The 22932-nt window shown below is 62.2% G+C and carries 21 protein-coding genes and 3 pseudogenes; 10 read left to right on the top strand and 14 right to left on the bottom strand.

Annotation, left to right across the window (positions count from 1 at the left end; genetic code table 11):
* Positions 1–3 precede the first annotated feature (3 nt).
* Positions 4–753 carry a DUF1013 domain-containing protein gene (locus JX25_RS08700; protein WP_128254629.1) on the bottom strand — a complete coding sequence of 250 codons (750 nt, stop codon included), beginning with the start codon at positions 751–753 and terminating at the stop codon, positions 4–6.
* Positions 754–873: 120 nt separating this feature from the next.
* Here JX25_RS08700 and JX25_RS08705 point away from each other — a divergent pair, with 120 nt between their 5' ends.
* On the top strand, positions 874–1470 hold the full coding sequence (locus tag JX25_RS08705; RefSeq protein WP_128254630.1) for a ribonuclease T2 family protein: 597 nt from the start codon (positions 874–876) through the stop codon (positions 1468–1470).
* Here JX25_RS08705 and JX25_RS08710 read toward each other — a convergent pair.
* Positions 1467–2465: an NAD(P)H-quinone oxidoreductase gene (locus JX25_RS08710; protein WP_128254631.1), complete on the bottom strand. Its 999-nt coding sequence runs from the start codon at positions 2463–2465 to the stop codon at positions 1467–1469. The two genes, JX25_RS08705 and JX25_RS08710, sit on opposite strands and share 4 nt — an antisense overlap.
* The gene (locus JX25_RS08715; RefSeq protein WP_128254632.1) at positions 2462–3121 is read right to left on the bottom strand and encodes a COQ9 family protein; all 660 of its coding nucleotides are present in this window, start codon (positions 3119–3121) and stop codon (positions 2462–2464) included. The genes JX25_RS08710 and JX25_RS08715 overlap by 4 nt, the downstream gene beginning before the upstream one ends.
* A 100-nt stretch (positions 3122–3221) precedes the next feature.
* Between JX25_RS08715 and rpsU the strand changes: the two genes are divergently transcribed.
* A complete protein-coding gene (gene rpsU / locus JX25_RS08720; protein ID WP_128254633.1) occupies positions 3222–3428 on the top strand; it encodes a 30S ribosomal protein S21 in 207 nt (68 codons plus the stop codon).
* Between the two features lie 65 nt (positions 3429–3493).
* On the opposite strand, the gene JX25_RS08725 is transcribed toward rpsU, so the two are convergent.
* The 4 genes from JX25_RS08725 to JX25_RS08740 all read right to left on the bottom strand — a co-directional run bounded on the left by JX25_RS08725 (position 3494) and on the right by JX25_RS08740 (position 5292).
* Positions 3494–3952, bottom strand: coding sequence for an Lrp/AsnC family transcriptional regulator (locus JX25_RS08725; protein WP_128254634.1), 459 nt, complete (start codon positions 3950–3952; stop codon positions 3494–3496).
* A 58-nt stretch (positions 3953–4010) separates the two neighbouring features.
* Positions 4011–4463, bottom strand: a complete 453-nt coding sequence (mscL, locus tag JX25_RS08730) for a large conductance mechanosensitive channel protein MscL (protein WP_128254635.1) — start codon at positions 4461–4463, stop codon at positions 4011–4013.
* The gene (locus JX25_RS08735; RefSeq protein ID WP_338323036.1) at positions 4456–4863 is read right to left on the bottom strand and encodes an anti-sigma factor domain-containing protein; all 408 of its coding nucleotides are present in this window, start codon (positions 4861–4863) and stop codon (positions 4456–4458) included. The genes mscL and JX25_RS08735 overlap by 8 nt, the downstream gene beginning before the upstream one ends.
* 204 nt (positions 4864–5067) lie before the next feature.
* Positions 5068–5292: a hypothetical protein gene (locus tag JX25_RS08740; RefSeq protein WP_128254637.1), complete on the bottom strand. Its 225-nt coding sequence runs from the start codon at positions 5290–5292 to the stop codon at positions 5068–5070.
* Between the two features lie 287 nt (positions 5293–5579).
* Between JX25_RS08740 and JX25_RS08745 the strand changes: the two are divergent.
* Both JX25_RS08745 and JX25_RS08750 read left to right on the top strand, forming a co-directional pair.
* Positions 5580–6167 (top strand): annotated as a pseudogene (locus tag JX25_RS08745) (DUF4394 domain-containing protein).
* A gap of 208 nt (positions 6168–6375) precedes the next feature.
* Complete coding sequence (locus JX25_RS08750; protein WP_164876090.1) at positions 6376–6930, top strand: TrmH family RNA methyltransferase; 555 nt, start codon at positions 6376–6378, stop codon at positions 6928–6930.
* Positions 6931–6958: 28 nt separating this feature from the next.
* On the opposite strand, the gene JX25_RS08755 is transcribed toward JX25_RS08750, so the two are convergent.
* From JX25_RS08755 to JX25_RS08765, 3 genes and pseudogenes are all read right to left on the bottom strand, one after another.
* A complete protein-coding gene (locus JX25_RS08755; RefSeq protein WP_241557888.1) occupies positions 6959–9580 on the bottom strand; it encodes a nitrate reductase in 2622 nt (873 codons plus the stop codon).
* A gap of 23 nt (positions 9581–9603) precedes the next feature.
* Positions 9604–10818 (bottom strand): annotated as a pseudogene (locus JX25_RS08760) (NAD(P)/FAD-dependent oxidoreductase); the annotation flags it as partial.
* A gap of 9 nt (positions 10819–10827) precedes the next feature.
* Positions 10828–12042 (bottom strand): MFS transporter, encoded by a 1215-nt coding sequence (locus JX25_RS08765; RefSeq protein ID WP_128254639.1) that lies wholly within the window; start codon positions 12040–12042, stop codon positions 10828–10830.
* A gap of 464 nt (positions 12043–12506) precedes the next feature.
* On the opposite strand from JX25_RS08765, the gene JX25_RS08770 reads away from it, so the two are divergent.
* The 6 genes and pseudogenes from JX25_RS08770 to JX25_RS15375 all read left to right on the top strand — a co-directional run bounded on the left by JX25_RS08770 (position 12507) and on the right by JX25_RS15375 (position 15829).
* Positions 12507–12815 (top strand): TetR family transcriptional regulator, encoded by a 309-nt coding sequence (locus tag JX25_RS08770; RefSeq protein WP_164876091.1) that lies wholly within the window; start codon positions 12507–12509, stop codon positions 12813–12815.
* 348 nt (positions 12816–13163) lie between these two features.
* A pseudogene (locus tag JX25_RS15100) lies at positions 13164–13606 on the top strand (hypothetical protein); the annotation flags it as partial.
* A gap of 45 nt (positions 13607–13651) precedes the next feature.
* On the top strand, positions 13652–14866 hold the full coding sequence (locus JX25_RS08785; protein ID WP_128254264.1) for an IS256 family transposase: 1215 nt from the start codon (positions 13652–13654) through the stop codon (positions 14864–14866).
* A 17-nt stretch (positions 14867–14883) separates the two neighbouring features.
* Complete coding sequence (locus tag JX25_RS15365) at positions 14884–15168, top strand: IS3 family transposase (protein ID WP_421780535.1); 285 nt, start codon at positions 14884–14886, stop codon at positions 15166–15168.
* A 36-nt stretch (positions 15169–15204) separates the two neighbouring features.
* Positions 15205–15411 (top strand): integrase catalytic domain-containing protein, encoded by a 207-nt coding sequence (locus JX25_RS15370; RefSeq protein WP_128254644.1) that lies wholly within the window; start codon positions 15205–15207, stop codon positions 15409–15411.
* Entirely contained in the window at positions 15389–15829 is a 441-nt protein-coding gene (locus JX25_RS15375; RefSeq protein ID WP_164876093.1) for an integrase core domain-containing protein, read from the top strand. The genes JX25_RS15370 and JX25_RS15375 overlap by 23 nt, the downstream gene beginning before the upstream one ends.
* On the opposite strand, the gene JX25_RS08805 is transcribed toward JX25_RS15375, so the two are convergent.
* From JX25_RS08805 to JX25_RS08820, 4 genes are read right to left on the bottom strand one after another with little or no spacing between them, the layout of a single operon-like run.
* A complete protein-coding gene (locus tag JX25_RS08805; protein ID WP_128254646.1) occupies positions 15726–16211 on the bottom strand; it encodes a DUF4189 domain-containing protein in 486 nt (161 codons plus the stop codon). The genes JX25_RS15375 and JX25_RS08805 overlap by 104 nt on opposite strands.
* A gap of 19 nt (positions 16212–16230) precedes the next feature.
* Positions 16231–16911, bottom strand: coding sequence for a hypothetical protein (locus JX25_RS08810; protein WP_206611537.1), 681 nt, complete (start codon positions 16909–16911; stop codon positions 16231–16233).
* A 16-nt stretch (positions 16912–16927) separates the two neighbouring features.
* Positions 16928–17503 (bottom strand): invasion associated locus B family protein, encoded by a 576-nt coding sequence (locus tag JX25_RS08815; protein ID WP_206611538.1) that lies wholly within the window; start codon positions 17501–17503, stop codon positions 16928–16930.
* Between the two features lie 7 nt (positions 17504–17510).
* Positions 17511–22925 (bottom strand): YadA-like family protein, encoded by a 5415-nt coding sequence (locus JX25_RS08820; protein WP_241557890.1) that lies wholly within the window; start codon positions 22923–22925, stop codon positions 17511–17513.
* Between the last annotated feature and the right edge of the window lie 7 nt (positions 22926–22932).

Genomic DNA, 22932 nt, shown 5'->3' on the forward strand with positions numbered 1-22932 from the left:
GCTTTAGCGGCGATCGTCTTCGTCGTCTGCATCCCGTTCGTCGCCGGGAAGCGTGAAGAAGCTATCGGCATTGGAATAATCGACCGACTCTTCTTTCTCTTCCTCATCCTTGCGGGTGAAGATCTCGAACTCGGGGGCGACGCGGGGTTCGTCCTCGTCCATCGCCAGCGACTGTTCTGTGGACACCAGCTTGCGGCGTTCGTCATCGGACATGACCACGCCTTCTGCCGCCCGTTTGCGGGCAGCCTGCTGCACCTGCGAATCCAGTTCGGTTTGGCGGCACAGGCCCAGCGCGACGGGATCGATCGGCGTCATGGACTGGATGTTCCAGTGCGTGCGTTCGCGAATCGACTGGATGGTGGGCTTGGTGGTACCGACCAGCTTGGCGATCTGGCCGTCCGTCAGTTCGGGGTGGAACTTCACCAGCCAAAGGATCGCGTTCGGACGGTCCTGGCGCTTGGACAGCGGGGTATAGCGCGGGCCGCGGCGCTTGTCTTCGCCCTGGGCGGCAGCGTTGAACTTCAGCTTCAGCTTGTGAAGCGGGTTCTTCTGGCCCTTCTCGATCTCGGACGCATCAAGCTGGTTGTTGGCCACCGGATCGAAGCCCTTCACCCCCGTCGCCACATCGCCATCGGCAATGCCCTGCACCTCAAGTTCGTGCATTCCGCAAAAATCGGCGATCTGCTTGAAGGACAGCGTCGTGTTGTCGACCAGCCAGACAGCGGTCGCCTTGGCCATCAGGGGCTTCGTCATGAGGTTGCTCCTTTACACATCTCTCCCGCGCCGGGAAAACGGCTGCGGGCGGACCCGCGACTTTCGCTTTCGGGAATTGCCGCTGTATATAGGTCATGGACACGGGAAGGGGAAGGGAAAATGCGCCTTGCGCTGCTGCTGATCCTGCTGGCGCTGCCTGCACGGGCGCAAGCGTTCGACTATTACATCCTTGCCCTGTCATGGTCGCCCACATGGTGCCAGACCGATGGCGGCCCGCACGAGCCGCAGTGCCGGCAGGATTTTGGCTTCATCGTTCATGGCCTTTGGCCGCAATATGAAGAAGGCTGGCCGGAATGGTGCGAAACGGACGCACGCGGCCCCTCGCACGCAGATCGTGCGGCAATGGCCGATATAACCGATCCCGATCTGGCCCTGCACGAATGGCGCAAGCACGGAACCTGCACGGGATTGTCGGCCAGCGGCTATTATGCCCAGACGCGGAAGGCGTGGAACAGCGTGACGCTTCCCCCTGCCCTGCAATCCCTGCGACACGATCGCCGCCTTCCCGCAAGCGAGGTAGAAGAAGCGTTCCTGTCCGCCAATCCGCAGATGGTGGCCGATGGCGTGACCGTCACTTGCGACGCGGGCCGGATCGACGAGGTACGCATCTGCATGACCCGTGATCTTGCCCCCCGCACCTGCGCGCCCGATGCGCGGCGCGATTGCACCAGGACAGCCGTGATGCCGGGGCGTTAATCCCCCGGCATTTCCAGAACGATCTTCCCGATATGGGCAGAACTTTCCATCCGCGCATGGGCCTTCGGCGCATCGTCCATCGCAAAGGTGCTGTCCATGACAGGCCGCACCTTGCCCGCCGCGATCATCGGCCAGACGTTCCGCTCCACCTCGGCGGCGATGCGGGCCTTGGCGAGGGTGCTTTGCGGACGAAGGGTTGATCCCGTGATGGTCAGGCGGCGGGTCATCACCTCTGTCAGGTTCATCTGCACCTTGGCGCCCTGAAGGAAGGCGATCTGCACCAGCCGCCCGTCATCGGCCAGCGACTTGATGTTCCGCGCGACGTAATCGCCCCCCACCATGTCGAGGATCAGGTTCGCGCCGCCCTCCATCCGCATGATCTCGACGAAGTCGCTGTCGCGATAATTGATCGCCTCGGCCCCCAGTTCGGCACAGGCATCGCATTTGTCATCGCTGCCGGCCGTGGCAAAGACACGCGCGCCAACTGCGCTTGCGATCTGGATCGCGGTGGTCCCGATGCCGGAGGATCCGCCATGAACCAGAAACCGCTCCCCTGCCATCAGGCCGCCGCGCATCACCATGTTGGACCAGACGGTGAAGCATGTTTCGGGCAGGCAGGCAGCCTCGGCGAGTGAAAGGCCCTCGGGAACCGGCAGCGCGTGATCGGCCTGCGTGACCACATGCGTGGCATAGCCGCCGCCCGGAAGCAGCGCACAAACGGCGTCGCCTACCTTCCAGCGGGTGACACCCGGCCCCACCGCGGCCACATGCCCCGCACATTCCAGCCCCGGCAAGGGAGAGGCATCGGGCGGCGGCGCGTAAAGCCCCGCCCGTTGCAGCGCATCGGGCCGGTTCACCCCGGCAAAGGCCACACGGATCAGGATCTGCCCGTGGCTGGGCACGGGTGCGGGGACGTAATCGACCTTCAGCACCTCGGGCCCGCCATGTTCGGTGATGGCGACGGCGCGCATCATCTCCGGAAGCTCTGTCGTCATTGGGTGCGCCCGGGCATGTCCTGCGAAGTGCGGGGCGCGCGGATCCACGACAGCGGGGCGGCCATCGCCTTGGCAAGCGGATTGCCCGCACATTTCGCCTTCACCATCTCGATCCGCATCACGCCGGCGATCCGGCGGTCCAGAAAGTCCCACGTGGCCTGATTGCCGGCGCTGTCATCGCCCAGCCAGAACAGCACGGTGGCGGCATAAACGCCCGAAAGGGTGGCGCGCTTGGTGTACCAGTTCACGTCATCGGACGTATCGCCCAGCGCCTGCCAGATGGAATCGGCCGTATGCCACACGGCCCGCGCCCCATCGCCCGCATGTTGCGGCAGTGCGAACAGCGTGGATCCGCGGCGAACGGCCTCCCTGTCGGCCTCTTCCAAGCGAAAGCGGATCAGGGCCGCCACCTTCTCGGAATAGCGCAAACCGTCCAGTTCGTTTCCCGCCGCCCGCTCGACCATCCGGGCATCACCGCGCCAGTGATAGGCCAGCGCAAGATCCACCGCGCCGCGCGGGAACAGCGCCCGCCCCAGCCCCGGCGACACGCCCGCATCGGCCAGCGCAGCCCGCAGTGTCGCCTCGGACCAGCCATCAAACGCGACATGTGCCAGCGCGGCGTCGATTACGGCGTTTTTCGCGTCTGTCGTTTCCATCGGCATACCTCGCTTGCAGTAGACAGGAGGGATATAGTGTCTTATATGAGCCCGGCCTGCACAATCGTGCAACTCTAGCTTAGGAAGGTGGTGACACCACATGCAGGTCAGCGTTCGTGACAATAACGTCGAACAGGCCCTCCGGGCCCTGAAGAAGAAACTTCAGCGCGAAGGCGTTTTCCGTGAAATGAAGCTCAAGCAACATTTCGAGAAACCGTCCGTGAAGAAAGCGCGCGAGCAAGCCGAGGCCGTTCGTCGTGCCCGTAAACTCGCCCGTAAGAAAGCGCAGCGCGAGGGTAACCTCTAAGACGCGTCAAAGCTGGACCTTCGGGTCATCGTTGAACCCCCTTGCCTTGGCTTGGGGGTTTTTCGTTATACGGGAATGGCGGTCGTGCGGAACACCGTCTTCAGCGCGAAGGACGAATGCATCTGCGCCACGCCCGGAAGCCGCGCCAGATGCTGGCGGTGGATGCGGGCGAAATCCTCGGTATCCTGCGCCACCACCTTCAGAAGATAATCGGCATTGCCCGCCATCAGGTGGCATTCCAGCACGTCGGGGATGCGCTGGACCGCCGCCTCGAACGCGGCCAGAACCTCATCCGCCTGCCCCGACAGCGTGATTTCCACGAAAACCACGGTGGGGCGTTCCATCTTGCGGGCGTTCAGCAGCGCGACGTAACCGGCGATGAAGCCCTCTTCCTCCAGCCGCTGCACGCGGCGATGGCAGGCAGAAGCGGACAGGTTTACCTGTTCGGCCAGATCGGCATTGGTGATGCGCCCCTGCCGCTGCAGGACGTTGAGGATGCGGCGATCGGTCGGGTCGAGTTTCATCCGGGCGAACCTTTGGCTGACGGCACGGCCATACGCCGAAGCCGCCCGGATGGGAATGTCAAACCTGCGGCTTCTGCGCCAGAAGATCGCGGATCTGCACAAGAAGTTCCTCTTGCGTGGGGCCCTTGGGCACGGCCGGCGCTGCGACGGCTTCCAGCTGTTCCTTGCGGTGCGCGGCGTCCTTCACCCGGTTCACGATCTTCACCAGCAGGAACACCACGAAGGCGATGATCAGGAAGTTGATGACCGACATGATGAAGCTGCCATAGGCGAAGATCGCCGCACCCGAAGCGCGCGCCTGTTCAAGGCTGGCCTCCAGCGGAACGCTGCCCGACAGCACCCAGTAAAGGTTCGTGAAGTCGATGCCGCCGATGATCAAGCCGATCACCGGGTTGATCAGGTCGTTGACGATGGAATTGACGATGGCGGTGAATGCCGCCCCGATGATGATCCCCACGGCAAGATCCAGCACGTTGCCGCGTGCGATGAACTTGCGGAATTCTTCAAGCATGGTCTGCCCCCGTTATTTGCGTCACCCCGTGAGTATGCCACACAGCCCCCTTCTTTCGAGTGGGACGCCGCCCGCGAGCGGCATTTACATCCCTGGATGCCCGCAGCTTCATGACCTCGTTGTAGCCTGGCAAAGCCTTTGCCAGAATCGGCCCCGTCGGCCGGCCGGTGGGCGAGCCGCCAAAGGGCTCAAGCGTGATCTCGTAAAGCTGCCCCTGTGCGGGCGCGGCGGGGGCGTCCAGCATATCGGTCCGGTCCGCTTCCAGAAGGCCCATGGGAACGGGTCCCGTCTGCTGCGATTGCAGCGTCCAGACCTGCATCTGCCGCCCCTCGGGCACGTCGACCTCACTGACAAAGCGGATGCGGGCAGAGGAGTGCCGTAATCCTTCACCACGGCGCAGGCATTGCCGGCATCATCTATCAGGACCGCCACGACCACGGGTTCGGGACGAAGGACGGTGCTGCCGGTGTATAGCCCCACCGCAAGCGCAAGGGCCGCCGCAAGGCCCGCCGGAAGGAAGCGGCGCAAGCGCGGTTGGCATGCTTGCGGCGCGGGGGCATTCCCCCAGCCGCCCTGTGGACGGGGCAGCGGTTCCGCGGTCAGGTCAAGCGGCAGCAGCCGGTCGCTGCAGGATGCGCTGGGCCACGCCCATCAGGCGGCCCCCCTCCAGTTCCATGATGCGGCGCAGCGCGGACTGTTCGTCCCAAGCACAGGCCGCCAGCGCAATATCGCACCTGCCAGCGTCCTGGATGCAAGCTCCTCTTTCCGGTACGGGGCCGCTGAAGCCGGAGCGTTGCATGCCATCGTCGGTGAAGTCCAGTTGCAGCATTAGCGCTCCTTTTCGAAGGAATGAACACACCAAACCGATTGATTGGATGCAGCCACAAAATTCGTACCCGCCTGCATCCAGATCGCGCCTCCCGCGTGTCTTGGGGGGTACGGGCGGCAATGACCGACCCGCAACAGTAAGGACACAAGATGATCAAACTGCACGCTGCCCTTGCCGGCACCACCCTTGTCCTTTCCGCACCCGCCTTTGCGGCCCCCGCTGCCGGGCTGGTCGATGGCGACACACTCGTGATATTCGACACCGACGCGCCGTCGGGCGTCTCGATGATGCAGGTCAGCGGCGTTGATGCGCTTGTCGGCATCGACTTCCGTCCGGCCAACGAAACGCTGGTTGGCGTGACGTCCGAAGGCCGGATCGTCATCATCGACACGGCACCCGGCGCGGCCACCGCGCTGTCCACGATGCCCCCCCACAGATGGCCGACATTCCCGCGAGCGTCGATTTCAACCCGATGGCCGACCGCCTGCGCCTGATGACCGGCACCACCAACCACCGCGCGAACATGGACATCGGAGAGGGTGACGGTCAACGGCTCGCTCGCCTACGAGGACGGCGACATGCATGCCGGCGAGGCGCCCATGGTCGCAGCGGCGGCCTACACCAATTCCCATGGCAAGCCCGAGGCGACGGCGATGTATGACATCGACACCACCATCGGCGCACCGATCCGCCAAACCTCGCCCAATGACGGCACGCTGGCCGCCATTGGCAAGCTGGGCTTCGAGCTGAATGACAAGGCGACCGCCTTCGATATCCAGACCACGGCAGACGGCGTGAACATCGCGTGGCCGGTCGCCTGCGGCACGATCCATACGGTCGATCTGGAACCGGCGCGGCGACCGAGGTCGGGATGATCAAAGGCGATCTGACCGACATCCCCGTGATATCGGCCATGTGAAGGATCCTGCCCCTGACCGGAAACGGTCGGGGGCGATCTTCAAACGGGTGCGAACGAAGCCACGAGTCGACACGTGGCAGCGAAATGGCGTATTTCTTCAGGGCATCATCCCGATGCCGCACGGGCCTGCACCGCCCGCTTCACGCCTTAACGCAAAGACGCCCATGGCCCCCCGACCCAACAAGACCGACCGATCATCCAAGGGCTTCTTCGGTGTCGGCCTTTACCGCCCCAAGCACGCCCACAACATCGGGCAGGTCCTGCGCGCGGCAGACAACCACCGTGCCAGCTTCGTTTCCATCGAGGGCGGGAGGAGCGAGGACATCAGAAGCGCGGCCAACACCTTCGACACGCAGCTTTCGATGCCCGTCTACATGGTGGAGGATCTGTTCGATCACCGCCCCCACGGCACGCAGGTCGTCGTCATCGACCTGATCGACGGGGCCACGGATCTGCGCACGTTCATCCATCCGCCGCGCGCCCTTTACATGTTCGGGCCAGAGGACGGAACGCTTGGCCGTGCGCATACCGGCCGCGCCCAGCACGTCGTTCATATTCCCACGAATGATTGCATGAACCTTGCCGCATCGGTGAATGTCGTTCTTTACGACCGGATGCTGAAGGAACATCTGGGCATGACCCATGCGCGCGAGGCCGCGCAGGCCAGGGCCCGCGCAGCGGCACGGACAAAGGCGGCACTGCGCGAACCTTCCGGCTGAGGGGGCACGGGGACCGCCCCGGAAACCCTCAGGGCTCGGGTTCGGCCGAGGCGAGAAGATGCGCCAGTTCCGGCTTGCAGGAACCACAGTTCGTGCCTGCGCGCAGGGCTCTGCCGATCCCCTCCACGGAAACCAGCTTCTGCGTCTGAATGCTTCGCAGGATCGTCTTTGCGCCGATGCCGAAACATGCACAAACCAGTGCGCCCTCGTCTTCGCGATCCGCACCGGGCTGCCCGGCAAGAATATCCAGCCCGCAATCGGACCCGACCGCTGCCGCGACGTATCTGCGCGACACCGCAACCGGATCGGCCGAGATGAACAGCGCCCCCACAAGCCGCCCCCCTTCGAGGAAGGCCAGCCGCAGAACGCCACGCCGATCGTCCCGCATCGTCAGCGGTTCAGCCTGCGAGCCAAGCAGGCGCGCTGCCGCCCTGCCCCAGTCATCGGGATGATGGCGGCCCGCCAGTTCAATCTGGAAACCGCCCTCCAGCGCCGCCTCGGCCCAGTAATCGCAATCGGGGCGCATCTTGCGGGCCGATACCGCAAAGCCGTACCACGCCGCCCTGAACGGTCGGATCGCCACGGCGGCCGATTTCAGCGCCGGCTGGCCCGAGACGGGATCTGTCACCGCAGGGATGATCGCGCCGATCCGGCCCGTCGGGGCCGTTTCGCCCGTCCAGTGGATGGGCGCGAACGGCTCGCCCTGCCCCACGCTGTCAGTCACCGTGACACGCAGAACGGCGCGGCCATGTGGGGTGGACACCTCGGCCAGCGCGCCCGTCTGAAGGTGCAGACGCCCTGCATCTGCGGGATGCAGGTCCAGATACGGTTCGGCCAGATGCTGGCCAAGACGCGGGGCAAGGCCGGTGCGGGTCATCGTGTGCCAATGATCGCGCACGCGTCCGGTGTTCAGCCGGAACGGAAATGCCTCTTCCACCGGCGCCGGGGCACGCGGGATGATCGGCAGCATCCGGCCCTTCCCGGAAGGCGTGGTGAACCGGCCGTCCCCGAAGAAACGCCCGCCTTTTTTCGTTGCCGATCGCGGCCAGTGGAAGGGTTCCAGATCGTCATAGGCCGCCACATCGATCGCGGCGAGGTCCGAGATGTCGAAGTCGCTGCCCAGCGCCCCCGCCACGCCGGACAAGGCCGCATGTTCGGCGAACACCTCGGCCGCGTGCGCCCAGCCGAAGGCCTGCGGCCAGCCCATCCGGCAGCCGATTTCGGCGATGATGCGCCAATCGTCCCGCGCCTGCCCGGCAGCGGGAAGGCTTCGCCGCTGCCGGCTGATGCAGCGTTCCGAATTCGTGACGGTGCCGTCCTTTTCGCCCCAGCCGGTGGCGGGCAGCAGCACATGGGCCAGCCGCGTCGTGTCGGTTTTCTCCATCATGTCCGATACCACCACAAAGTCGCATCCGGCGATGGCGCGGGCCACGCGATCCGCTTCGGGCATGGAAACGGCAGGATTGGTGCACATGATCCACAGGGCCTTGATCCGCCCCTCCTCCACCGCGCGGAATATGTCCACCGCCTTCAGGCCCGGCGCGCCTGCCATGCGCGGCGTGTTCCAGAAGGTTTGAACGGCCTTGCGATGGGCGGGATTTTCAATCTCCAGATGGCAGGCAAGCATATTGGCCAGCCCGCCAACCTCGCGCCCGCCCATCGCGTTGGGCTGCCCCGTGACCGAGAATGGCCCCATTCCCGCCCGTCCGATCCGCCCCGTTGCAAGGTGGCAGTTTATGATGGCGTTGACCTTGTCCGTCCCACTGTCCGACTGGTTTATCCCCTGCGAATAAACCGTGACGACCTTTTCCGAACCGGTCCAAAGATCAAGGAACCCCGACAGATCGCCCGGCGAAAGTCCCGAAGCATCGGGATCGGTCGCATGTGCAGCGGCAAGGGCACCGGCCATGCCTTCCACATGGGCCGAAAAGGCCTGATCGATCAGCCCGCGGCGGTCGATCTCTGCCAGCAGCAGGTTGAACAGGACGGCATCCGCGCCCGGGGCAAGCGCCAGATGCAGATCGGCAATGTCGCAGGTGGCTGTGCGACGGGGATCGATGACGACCACCTTCGTTCCACGCGCGGCACGGGCGGCGGCAAGGCGCTGATACAGCACCGGATGGCACCATGCGAGGTTGGAACCCACAAGCACCACCGTGTCCGCCAGTTCCAGATCCTCGTAAAGGCCGGGAACGGTATCGGTGCCAAAGCCCCGTCTGTGCCCCGCGACCGAGGAGGCCATGCACAGACGGGAGTTTGTGTCGATATTCCCCGAGCCGATGAAGCCCTTCATCAGCTTGTTGGCGACATAGTAATCCTCGGTCAGCAACTGCCCGGAAACATAGAAGGCGACGGAATCCGGTCCGTGTTTCGCGATGGTTTCGGTGAAACGGGCGGCGACAAGATCCAGCGCCTCGTCCCAGCCGGTTTCGCGGCCGTGGATGCGTGGCGCCAGAAGCCGCCCCTGAAGGCTCACCGTCTCGCCCAGGGCAGATCCCTTGACGCAAAGGCGGCCCGCATTGGCCGGATGATCAGGATCGCCCTTGATGGACAAGCCGCCCGCGCCATCGGGCGTGGCAAGCACGCCGCAGCCGACACCGCAATACGGGCATGTGGTTCGGATTGCGGGGGGAGTGGGTTGCATGTTCATCAGCACGCCTCGGCCAGTTGTGCAGGCTCGGGGGCCGCCTTGGGTTGAAAGGCAGGCCCGAAGATCAAGGCATCGCGCATCGCGCCGATATTCGCTTCCCGCTGAAGCAGATCATAGAACCAGCCCCCGTCGGCGGTGTCGCCATACATGACGATCCCGATGATCCGGTCGCCCTGCAGGACCAGCCGCTTGTAGATCCCGCCTTGCGGATCGCGCAGCACGATATCTTCCCGCCCCTCGCCCGGGGCGAAATCGCCCGCGCCGAACAACTCGCACCCCGTGACCTTCAGGCGCGTCGCGGTCTGCACGGGACGGAAGGTGGCCGGTTTGTTCAGCAAGGTCTGCGCCAGAACCTCGGCTTGGAGGTAAAGCGGTGCGACAAGCCCGAACAGCTGGTCGCGGTGTTCCACGCATTCGCCAAGGGCGAAGATATGCGGATCGCTGGTGCGCATTGCATCATTGACCACGATTCCGCGCGCCACCTCCAGACCGGCATCATTTGCAAGCCGTGTTTCGGGCCGGATACCGACAGCCATGCAAACGAGATCGGCGGGATAAACCGTCCCATCCTCCAGCAGCACCGCCTCGGCCTTGCCGTCGCCAAGGATCGCTTTCGTTGCGCCCTTGCAGTGAACGGTGATGCCGCGCCGTTCCAGATCCTGTTGCAGCAAAGCGCCGGCCGCGGGATCAAGCTGGCGTTCCATCAGGTGGCCCATCAGGTGGATGACGGTCACGCTCGCGCCCCGTGCGGCCATGCCCGCTGCCGCCTCCAGCCCAAGAAGACCGCCGCCGATCACCACCGCGCTTTTGCCAGCCAGACCCGCCGCGATCATGGCCTCCGTATCCTCCAGGTCGCGATAGGTCACGACGCCCGGAAGCTCTTTCCCAACCACGGGAATGATGAAAGGCGCAGATCCCGTGGCCATCACCAGCGCATCATAAGGCGTGTCCCCGCCCGCCGAGCGGACGATCCGCGCGCTGCGGTCGACCTGCGTGACGGATTCGCCGAAACGGCAGGTCACGCCGCGGGCCGCATACCAGCCCTCGTCATGCGTCACGATCTGGGCATAGGTCTTTTCGCCCGACAGCACCGGCGACAGCATCAGCCGGTTATAGTTTCCGCGCGGCTCGGCGTTGAACAGCGTCACCTCCCACTGGTCGGGTGCGGCGTTGAAAAGATGCTCCAGCATCCGGCCCGAGGCCATGCCCGCGCCGATGACCACAAGTTTGCGCTTCATCACGCCCCCTCACGCCGTTTGCGACAGTTGCGCACGCGACATGCGGGCGATGGACAGGTGCATCCAGACGGCGCAGCAGGCAACCAGAACGAACAGCACCATGAAGCAGCTGGACCACAGTCCCGTCTGGTCCTTCAGCCATCCGAAAAGCAGCGGCAGGATGAACCCGCCAAGCCCGCCGATCATCCCGACCAGTCCGCCCACGGCCCCGACATTCTGCGGATAGTAATTCGGGATGTGCTTGTAGACCGCTGCTTTCCCAAGGCTCATGAAAAAGCCAAGCGTGAAGATGACGGTCAGGAAGATCCATGTCGGAACGGTTGCGGGCATGGACAGGATTGCCGTCGCCACCAGCGAGACGGCGAAGGTCATGTAAAGCACCGTCCGTGCCCCGATGCGGTCGGACAGCACGCCGCCATAGGCGCGGAAGATGGATGCAGGGATGGAATAGGCCGCGCCTACGATACCTGCCATCCGCATGTCGAAGCCATAAACCCCGATCAGGTAATGCGGCAGCCAAAGTGCCAGCGCCACGAAGGCCCCGAAGCTGAAGAAATAATAGGCGGCGAAGCGCCAGACCTGGCCGTTTTTCAGCGGCGCGAATTCCTCGCGGAAACTGCGGGCGGGGGCGGCCGCGCCGCGGCGGGCGGCGGTCACGGGATCTTCCTTGCTCAGCACCCAGAACAGGATCGCGGTCAGGGCAAGAACACCGGCCCAGATGTGCGCGGTGGCCTGCCAGCCAACCGCGAACATCACGAAGGGGGCGGCGAACTTGGTTACCGCCGCGCCGACATTGCCGACGCCGAAGATGCCCAGTGCCGTACCCTGCCGGTCCGCACCGTAGAAGCGCGAAACATAGGCCACGCCCACCGCAAAGGATCCGCCCGCCAGACCCACGCCCAGCGCCGCCACCAGCATCTGCGCGTAGGTTGCGGCCCAGCCCAGCAGAAAGGTCGCCAGCGCCGCCGCCAGCATGGTGAGGGTATAGACAAGGCGCCCGCCCAGCCGGTCCGTCATCACGCCCAGACCAAGCCGGACAAGCGAGCCTGAAAGGATCGGCATGCCGACCAGAAGGCCGAACTGCGTATCGCTCAGCGAAAGCTGGTCGCGGATCTGCAAGCCGATGATGGAAAAGATGGTCCAGACGGCGAAGCAGATCGTGAAGGAAACTGTTGAAAGGGTCAGCGCGCGGCTGGCATCCGGTGCGGTGGTTTGAACAGGCATGGGTCCTCCGATGGCAAACTGGCTTCAGTAGCGTTCTGAAAGCGGTGCCCGGCGCCATCATGGCGGCATGCGGCTTCGTGCGCTTTCGTGATGCCACGCCTCGTTGCGTGATCGTGCCGCGGCTTTGCGGCGTATCGGTGGAACAGCTTCGCTCCGGCCCTGAAGCACAGCATTGCCCTGCTCAGGCAGACCCACAATGATCGGGGCAACGTGCAAGGGGATCTTCCGGGCATTTTCGTCAAGCGCCGAAATTTTGCGCGGTTTCGAAGGTGAAAGACCCGCAACTGGGCTCCATTCCAAGCCTAAGCGGACCCACGGCCGTGGGAAGTCGAAGGCTTCTTCCGAGCTGCTTCGATCAGAAGTCTGGTTGACGACTATTGGCTGACTGGCAAAAACCGAGCGCTTGGTATGGGATTCATGATGCGAACGCTCCATACGAAAAACATGCGGCACAGCGGCAGACTGTGGTTGACGCCGCCCGCATTTGCTTCGGCAGGACCGGCTTTCACCGCGCCACGACCGACGCCATCTGCACCGAGGCGGGCATGAGCACGGGCAAGCTTTTCAATTACTTCCCGAACAAGAGGGCGCTGATCCTTGCCGTCATCGTGGATCAGGCCCGAGAGACCTTCCGCCAGTTGGAGGCTCTGCTGTGGCAGGACGACCTCGTGGCCGCCCTCGGGGATATGCTGGACGAGATATTGCGACTGTCCGGCAACGCGCCGGAGCGGCGACTGATCCTCGAGGTGGCTGCAGAGGGAGCGGCGAGTTAAGCAAGGCAGGAGGGAATGTTTCCTCGCTCGTGTGAACGGCGGCTAAAGGGATGTGCCGGCTGCTCCCCCCGAAAGTCGTGTTATCCTGAACGGGATCACCGCATTCGAAAGGAGAACGGCCACGCGCGTAAAGAAAGCAGGAAGCCTTGAGACCCTTGCCGTAGTCGGCATCGACATCGGCAATGACACAATCCACCTGGTCGGTTTTGACTGCGGCGGCCAGCTGGTCTTGCGCCAGCAGATCCCGCGACAGGCGCTGACCCCTGCCTTTGCCGCCCCTGAGAACTGGACAGTTTGAAACTGGAGTTTTCGGCTAACATTCTCTGGCTGGGAGAGGAACTGAAGACGATGAAGGTGTCGAGGTTTACGGAAGCGCAGAAGGCGTTCATCCTGAAGCAGGGCTAGGAAGGCACGCCGGTGGCGGAGATCTGCCGCAAGGCAGGGATCACCAATCGTCCTGCTTCAACTGGAGTAAGGAGGATCATTGAACAGTCCAGTGGACTGTTCAATCGACGAACGCGGTATGGAGGGTTGCTGCCTGATGATATGCGCCGGCTGAAGGCGCTGGAGGACGAGAACAGCCGGCTGAAGAAGGTCGTGGCTGACCTGCCCCTGGACCGGGAGATGCTGCAGGACGTCATCCGACGAAAGCTCGTTCGCCAGCCGGCTTGAACCGGTGGCGCCTGCTGGCTCACCGTGCCCGCACACGGGCACTGGTCGATGGGATGTTGGTGGACTGGGGTGTGTCGATCCGCCGTGCATGTGGGGCCCTGGAGAGTGTCCGAGCTTCTGTGTATTCGTGATGTGGTCCATGCTTCCTGAGAGGAGCAAGGCTGATGACGATTTCGAACGAATTGCTGGACGAGCTGCTGAAGGGCTGCAAGCGGCCTGACGATCTGCTTGGCGAGGCCGGGCTGATGAAGGAGCTGAAGATCCGTCTGATGGAACGGATGCTCGGGGCCGAACTGACCGCGCATCTGGGCTATGAGGCCGGTGCCGAGGCCCCGCCGGAACAATCCAACCGCCGCAACGGGATTTCAACCAAGCGGGTCAAGGGTTCGGATGGCGAGGTGCCGCTGTCGGTTCCGCGCGACCGGGATGGCAGCTTTGAGCCTGAGCTGGTGAAGAAGGGTCAGACCCGGATCGACGGGGTGGATGACAAGATCATCGGGCTCTATGCCGCCGGTTTGTCGGTGCGCGACATCCAGTCCCATCTTGAGGATCTGTATGGCCTGCGGGTCTCGCCCGACCTGATCAGCCGCGTGACCGATGCAGTTCTGGACGAGGTGCGCGAGTGGCAGCACCGGGCGCTGGACCGGATGTATCCGATCGTCATTTTCGACGCGCTCAGGGTCAAGATCCGCGATGCCGACAGTCGGATGGTCAAGAACAAGGCGGTCTACATCGCCCTGGGTGTCACCAGGGATGGGGAGCGCGAGGTCCTCGGACTCTGGATCGCCGACAACGAGGGCGCCAAGTTCTGGCTGTCGGTGATGAACGAACTGCGCAACCGGGGGGTTCAGGACATCCTGATCGCGGTCGTGGACGGCCTGAAGGGCTTCCCGCAAGCCATCACAGCGGCCTTCCCGGATACCACAGTTCAGACCTGCATCGTTCACCTGATCCGGCATTCGATGAACTTCTGCAGCTGGAAGGACCGCAAGGCCGTGGCCGCCGATCTGCGCCCGATCTACCAGGCCCCGACGGCGGAGGAGGCCGCCCGACAGTTGGACGGGTTCGAGGAGAAATGGGCCGGGAAATACCCCTCCATTGCCCCGGCCTGGCGCCGGGCCTGGGCCGAGGTGATCCCGTTCTTTGCCTTCAGCGCAGCGATCCGGAAGATCATCTACACCACCAACGCCGTGGAGTCGCTGAACCGGGTGCTGCGGAAGACGCTGAAGACCAAGGGCTCATTCCCCACCGAGGAGGCCGCGACCAAGCTGATCTACCTGGCCATCCGCAACTTCGAGAAGGGCGGTCGTGCGGTTCGTGAATGGGTTGCGGCCCGCAATCAGCTGGCCATAATGTTCGCCGGGCGCTTCGACGCCTGACTGTATCTGAAAACCGTATGGGCCCCGTCAGATACACAGAGTTTCAGACACTCCCGGGCCCTGCGCTTCGACCCATCGGGCTACCCCTACAAATCCCGCCGAACCGGGCAGGCGGCTTTGGAACTGAGGATCAGGTAGTTTGCCAAACGCGGGTGCGCTACGGATACCGGCGTGTCCACGTGTTGCTGCGACAGGAAGGATGGCAGGTGAACATCAAGAAGACCCGACGGATTTACAACGAGTTGGGTCTGCAGCTTAGGAACAAGCATCCGAAGCGGCGGGTCAAGGCAGATGCGCGATGATCGCGCCGAGGTCGTTGGGCCGATGATGCCTGGGCCATGGATGTTGTCCATGACCGGCTGGCCCTGGGCAGCAAGCTGCGGATCCTGACCATCGTCGACACGCATTCCCGTCTTTGTCCGGCCGCGGACCCCCGCTTCACGTATCGCAGCGAAGATGTCGTGCGGACTTCAGAACAGGTCTGCGCCCAGATTGGCCACCCAAAGACGATCAGGGTGGACGATGGCAGCGAGTTCATCGCGTGACCTCGATCTGTGGGCTTGCGTCAACAACGTAACCCCGGACTTCTCACGTCACGGCAAGCCGACAGACAGCGGCTTCATCGAAGCGTTCAACAGCAAGCTCCGGTCTGCATGCGTGAACGCGCACTGGTTCATGAGCCTTGCGAATGCGCGGGAAAAGCTGGGGTTGGCGTCGACACTACAACGAGGACGACCCCACAGCGCGATCGGGTACAATGTTCCGACCGCCTGCGGTATCCCGGCGACGCTCCTACGCAATGAAGTGATGCAATACGGACGACGAGATTCGCCAAAACTTTGGCTCTCATGCTCTCGCATCATGTGCAAACCCACTCAAGAATCTTGCAGCTGCCGCCTGCCTCCTCGCAAACTGCCAAGGCTCCCTCTTCTGCCTCGCGTCTGGTGGGCGCAGATTTTGTAGCCCAAGGTGTGATCTGGCTGACTGCACTGTCGCCGATGGCTAGTGCGCCGCAGTGATGATATGGAAATCCGGTATCATCATCATCACTCCAGTGACGATGATTACGAAAGACTTCGACCACCTTGCACGTCTCGCCACCGGCATTCCGACAGTGCTCGAATGCAATGTCCATCGCCTCCATACGCTTATCGGCACCCCAGAAAAATCCGTGCTTTTGGTCTAAGTCGGAGTAAGCGATTGCAGCCCAGATACCTCGTTCTTCTTTTTTTGGCTGAGACATCGGTGCTTGATCCACTGTCTGTAGCGCGAGCCCGCCAGCGATGCCCTCTCCGGCAAGGGTGACAACAAACCCCAATGCGCCAATAATAGGAACCAACTTCATCTTCGAAATTGCCTTTCCATTAATCCACAGAATTCCTTGTCGACGCATAAGAAATCACAGTACACGAATTGCCACTCGGCAACAAAAGAGCATCACCACCGTTTTTACCTAGATAATAGACGGATATCTGGCCAAGATTATTGACGAGCTTGCTGCCATCCGGAAGCAAAGCGGGAATTTCCGTGCATGATGTGGAGAACGGCACCACTCTTATCATTGTGCCTTCGCAAGCCGAGGACGTTGGCGCAGCATACACAATGCCTGCAGCGGGGCCACTATAGCTGTCTGTTTTAAGATCCATACCGACGAATGCTTGAACCGCATGATCATTTGGCCGCTCGGCATTCCACGAAGATTGGATGCTATACTGTGAACCACTCGTAAGAATTTCACCTAGAGCAGGAAAAACAGTGGAACATGTACCAATGCCAGCTTCCTTGGAGTGTTGCGAGAATATCGATCCCTCCGATGCGTCTTGGGCATTGCTTGTTTCTGCGGCCGCTGGCTGTGAAAGAATGTTCGCAAATCTATCATATTGCGTCACTGCATATGAGACGGCACCAGCAGATGCGGCTCCGAGCATAAACAATAGAGCCGGCTTCAGCCAATTCCGCTTGGGACCACGCGACTTAAGACCTTCTTCTGTGGTTGTAGCATCATCCCGCGCCATTGTCCTGCCAGGAGAATTTTTTTGATTCATTGGAACTCTATCTCCATCAATTGATGGCCTCAACGGCCTCAGAAAGCCCCTTAAGAGGCGCAGTTACGCTGATCGTTTTCCCATCTATGGTGGGATACGAGATAGTTGGTGCCGCATTTCTTGCGATCTGCTCACGCGTGATGGGTCCAACCGGCAGCATTCCCAGGCACACTGTCTGGTTGCACCCGTCGAATTCAATTTGAACCGGCTCACTACGACCTTCAAAAATGAAGGATATCAGGCCCTCAGTATTCGCTATTGGGGCTGTCCGAATGATCATGTACGGCCTTCCCTCATTCGTCGCGGCGAGTGACCAGCTAAAAACCATCTGTCCAGCTTGGTTCTCAATGATTTGGGTCACGTTGCAGATGCGCTGCCGCTTTTGAAGATCTTCATCGCAAATAAGGGTCCAGTTTTCGAATGGCCGAATTGTTCTCTCGTATTCTCCAATTCGCACATCGGATGGCACTGCAACCTCGGAAGGTCTGATGCGGAATCCAGATGATATTACCTCCTGTCCAGCGACGCCGCCGCTGGACAGGAAAAGGCCAAATAGCAAGGTGGCAATCCCGTGAGTTGTTCGCCTGATCAACTTGTCCTCAATTCAGGGTAAAGCTCACACCCAAGCCGACCCCATAGTCTCCATCAGCGGCTGTACCCGAGAGGTTAGCACGAACGCGACCGTCTTCGCTGGTATAGCCTGCACCAAAGGCTATCGCGCTCTCGCCACGCCAGCGCCCGCCGCCCATAGCCACGCTCACCTTGCCTGGACGGTCGTCGTAGCGGAGTGATGCAGCCGCCAAGCCAATCGCTGCCGCCGTACGTGCCTCTGAGCGGACTTCTCCGAGTTGCTGGTTAAGCTGACTGAACCTTTGATCCGTGTAATTATTGGCAGTTGTGACAGCATAATCGATACGTTTATCCGTGTATCCATTAGATGTCTCAATGGCATAATCGACACGATTATCTGTGTAGGATTTGGCTTCTTTGGAGTGTTCCGTAAGCTGCGCGACATTAACAGCATCTGTGTCTTTGACGCCTTTGCCGACATTGGAAATGACGACCGGAGCGTTGACGTCGCCACCAACGAGGGTAACACTGTTTTTCTTATTACCGTCAGGATCAAGATCGTAGAAAACTGCGTTATTGTTCACGTTTCCGACGTTGGTCTGTAGATCCTCGATTGCCGTGTTGGTGGCGTGAAGCTGGGAGCCATTGATAGCGTCGGTGCTGTTTGCTGAAACGCGACCAGCCGCCACATTTGTGATCGTTCGTTCTGCGCCATCTGTGCCGACGCTGACAGTGCCGACGGGAGCCGTGCCGGCGAAGTCGTAGCTTTTTCCATTGATGGTGGTGCCAGCAGTCCCGACAGCATTATCCGTTACAGAACCCGAACCCAAGGCAACGTCATTGGCATTGTTGGCTTGCGCGCCCTCCCCCAGTGCAACCGAACTCTGCCCTGTGGCAGTTGAGCCGTTGCCAGCCGCCAAGCTGCTCGTACCGCTGGCGACGCTTTCCGGACCGATCGCAACACTATCCGTTCCGGTCGCAGAAGAATCCGCTAGACTGGAGTTGGCATGGAAGTACTTTATGCCGCCTCCGCCGTTGATCTGGTTATTCATGTTCGTCAGGCTGTTATCCACCGCCGTAAAGCTGTCATAGATGGTTGTGTAGCTGCCTCCTTGAATGTTGTAAGTGGGGCCGCTGATCGTGCCATCCGAATTAACCACCGACCCGCCACCAAGGTGATTTGTAATCTGCGTGCCGAGGCCCTGCAGCTGACTAACGTTTACGGCATCGGTTTCCGCCGAGCCGGCAGCCACGTTCGTAAGCTTCCGCTCGGAACCCGCGGAACCGAACGAGACCTCTCCAACTGAAGTCTGGGCCGTAGCAAGGGCAAACGCCGCATAGCCGCTTTCAGCGCCCACAGACGTGACTGAGGACGAGCCAATCGCGACGCTATTGATGTGATCGCTGGCAGCTCCTGCACCAAGCGCCACCGACTGGATCCCGTTGGCCCTTGATTGTGTACCGATTGCAACGCCATCGGCCAGCATTACCTGCGCCCCCTGGCCAATTGCGGTGCCGCCTAGGGCGAGCTGATCGACAACCGCGCCATTGCCGATGCCGATGCCATTGTCGCCGTTGACAACGGTCGTCGGGCCTACAGCGATGGACTCGGCTCCGGCTGCAATTGAATCTCCGGCTGTCGAGTTGGCATGGAAATATTTCGACGGGGACCCCGCAATGGAACCGATAGCGCCCTGAAGCTGACGCACCGTGACCGCGTCCTGGGCGTTCGTACCATCGGCGACGTTCGTGATCTGCCGGTAGGAAGTGTCTGTACCGACAGAGACTGCTCCCAGGAGAGCCTTGTCCGTCGTATTGTACTCTATGAAGCCCGTCGGACCGACTGCGATTTGTCCCGTAGTAGGCGCCAGGGCGCGATCGGAAACCGATCCCCATCCGAGCGCTACACCGCCATCGATGCTGACGTTGCTGTCACGGCCAAGCGAAAGCGAGCTGTCGGCCGAGGCGACAGCGTTATAACCAAGTGCGCTGGAACCGATGCCTTGTGCAAATGAATCGGTGACCGCCAATGTCCTGTCGTTGGTGCGGACATACCGGATGCCGTTACCATTCGCGTCGGTGTAGGTTGTCGTCGTGTCACCGGCGATGTCGTTGATGGTATCGCCGATGTCAGTGATGTCTCCGCCCAGGTTCGCGATATCCGAAGCGTTTTTGGTGATATCAATCTTGTTCTTCGTGACCTGTTGGTTGGTGGCGAAGAGCTGCGACCCGTTAATCGCGTCGGTCGAGGTGGCGGTGAGGCGCCCTGCCGCGACGTTTTGGATCTGGCGCTCTGCTCCCGCCGAACCGATGGAGAATGCGCCAACCGGCGCACTGCCGGCGAATGTATAGCTCGTACCCCCGATAGTGGCGCCTGCGACCGCGCTCGTCGCACTCGATTCCGTATTGAAACCGATCGCCACGTCACCCGCATTGCTGGCCACCGCGTTCGGACCGATGGCAACGGAGTCCGATCCGAGAGCCTGGGAATCCGGCAATGTCGAGTTGGCATGGAAGTACTTGATACCACTTCCGTTATTGATGTCGCCGATCGTGTTGCCGAGATTGGTGATGTTTGCCGTATTGGTGGCGATGTCGGTAGTGTTCGCCGTCACCTGCTGATTGGTGGCGAAAAGCTGCGACCCGTTAATCGCGTCGGTCGAGCTGGCGGTGAGTTGTCCCGCCGCCACATTGGTGATCGTGCGCTCCGCGCCCACTGCGCCGACGCTGACGGTGCTGGTCGGCACCGCTCCAGCGAAGTTGTAGGTGACGCCGCCGATCGTAGTGCTGGCGGTCCCGATGGCGGCGGCAGTCACCGAGCCCGAACCCAGCGCCACGTCGCCGGCGTTGATCGCAGTGGCTGTGTCACCGAAGGCGAGCGAGCCCGCGGCTAGCGCGCTGCTGTCGTTGCCGAGTGCGACCGAGCCCTGGCCGACCGCCACGTTGTTGTTGCCGATCGCAACCGCGCCGCTCGCCATATTGGCTGCGGTCGCCGTCGCCGTGCCGTCGGCATTGGCGATGTTGTTCGCGCCGCCCGTGAAGGCGCCGGTGCCGCTGGCATAGCTCGGATCGCCGATTGAAACCGCGCCGTCGCCATAGGCGGTGTTGTTGGAGCCGATCGAGACCGACTTGCCGCCTGTAGCGACCGCATTGGTGCCCAGCGCCACGGCTTCAGCCGTGTCGGCCGTAGCGTTGGTTCCCATCGCGATGGCATCAAGAGCGGACGCAGTCGCCCTGCTGCCGATTGCGGTGGCATTTTCGCCGCCAGCAACGGCAAGGACGCCAAGCGCGGTGGTGTTGGTTGCCGTCGCACTAGCCGTCCGGCCCACTGCGATCGACAGCGGCCCCGTGGCAACGGCCCGCGCTCCGATGGCAGTGCCACCAAGATCGGCCAGGCTTTCGGCACCCATGGCCGTTGACTCGAAGCCATGCGACTGCGCCGCCCTGCCGAGTGAGAGCGTGCTGTTCCCGTCCGTGATGCTGTTCAGGCCCAATGCAACGGAGGCAAAGTTTGTGGCATTGGCTCCGGTTCCTATAGCGACGGCGCTATTACCGTCGGTGGTGCTGCCGGTTCCGATTGCAACCGTCTGAAAGCCCAGGGCCGAGGCATTCGCACCCATGGCGGCTGTCTGCTGTCCATTTGCGACCGTCCTTGAGCCTAGCGCAATGGCATCGTCATTAGAGGCCCTAGCGCCAGCGCCGGCTGCGAGCGTGTTGATGCCGGTTGAGTGCGCGCCGGCGCCCAATGCGGTCGAAGTTGCTCCCGTGGCCTGTGCATTGACGCCAAAAGCTGCACCTGACAGCCCGGCGATAGAACCATTACCAACGGCGACGCCGTAGTTCTGGGACGCATTAGCCTGCCAACCGATAGCAACCGACGTCACCCCCTGCGATTGTGCTTGATATCCGATCGCAACAGCATTGCCGCCCGTCGCCGCAGCCCCAAAGCCGAGAGCTGTGTCATTTATGCTGGCCGCCGTGGAGCCGGCACCCAGTGCTATAGCACTCTGGCCCGAGGCCGCAGCAGATGGCCCAATCGCGATGGCGTTGACACCGCTCGCGCCATCGTTGTTGTAGTTCGGCCGCTGTGTACCGCTGTCGTTGATGCTGAGGTAATGCGGCGCCACGCCGTCCACCGCCGACTGCAGCGAATCCTGCACCGCAAACAGCTGGGAGCCGTTGACCGCATCCGTGGACATGGCGCTGATCCGGCCCGCTGCAACGTTCTGGATCTGACGCTCCGCGTCGACCGCGCCCACCGACACCACACTCGTCGGCGCTGCACCTGCGAAGTTGTACGTTGTCCCGCGAATGGTTGTGCTGGCAGTCTGAACCGCGACCGATGTATTCGAGCCCATACCCAGCGCAACATCACCATTATTGCTCGCAGTCGCGCCAACGCCGAGCGCGACGCTGCGGGTGCCTGTAGCCGATGCCGAAGTGCCGATCGCAATCGCGCCTTGTCCGGATGCTGTGACACCTGTGCCCCACGAGTTGCCGATAGCGATGGAGCCCAAATTGGTTGCTTGGGCGCCGGAGCCGATCGCTACCGCCATCGTCTCGGCTGCGCCGCCGCCCGCCGCTTGTGCACCGGAGCCGATCGCAATATCAGCGCCAGCGGTGGCAATCGCCGCATCGCCGAACGCGAGCGCCCCTGCTCCGCCGGCGCGGCTTGTGTTGCCAAGCGCGACCGAACCTTGACCGACACTCACGTTGCTGTTGCCGATGGCGACGGCGCCTGCCGCCTCGTTTGCAGCGGTGGCGGTTGCTGTACCGTCAGCGTTGGCGAGGTTATCCGCGCCGCCGACAAACGCACCGCGGCCGCTTGCATAGCTGGGGTCGCCTATTGCGACCGCGCCGTCGCCGAAAGCAGTGTTGCCAGAGCCAATAGAAACTGCTTTTCCACCGGTCGCTGTCGCATTCGTTCCAATCGCAACGGCTTCAGCGGCATCGGCGACCGCCGTGTTACCTAAAGCGACCGTGTTGTCAGCGCCGGCGTTAGCAGTGGTTCCGATCGCAATTGCGTTTGTGCCCGACGCTTGAGCCAAAGCAGAGATCGCAACGGAGTTGATGCCGGTGGCAGCAGTATCAACACCGAATGTTAATGCATTGACGGCGTTGGCTGTACTGTCGCGCCCGATGGCTATGGCGCTCTCTGCGCTTGAGGAAGCGCGGTCACCCATCGCGATGCCGTCATCGGCCGTCGCCTCTGCGAATGTTCCCACCGCGACGGAATAATGCCCAGTTGCGTGGGCCGATCGGCCCAGTGCGGTCGCACTGAGCCCAGATGAAATACTGCCCCCACCGAGCGCAGTTGCATAGCTGTTCTCCGCACTGGCACTGATGCCGATCGCTACGGCACCGAAGGCGCCGGATGCCGTCGCCGAGTTGCCCAATGCCACCGCACTCGCGCCGGTCACCTTGGTGTTGTAACCGATCGCCAAAGAAGCG

The organism is Falsirhodobacter deserti (assembly GCF_004015795.1).
Taxonomy (GTDB): domain Bacteria; phylum Pseudomonadota; class Alphaproteobacteria; order Rhodobacterales; family Rhodobacteraceae; genus Falsirhodobacter; species Falsirhodobacter deserti.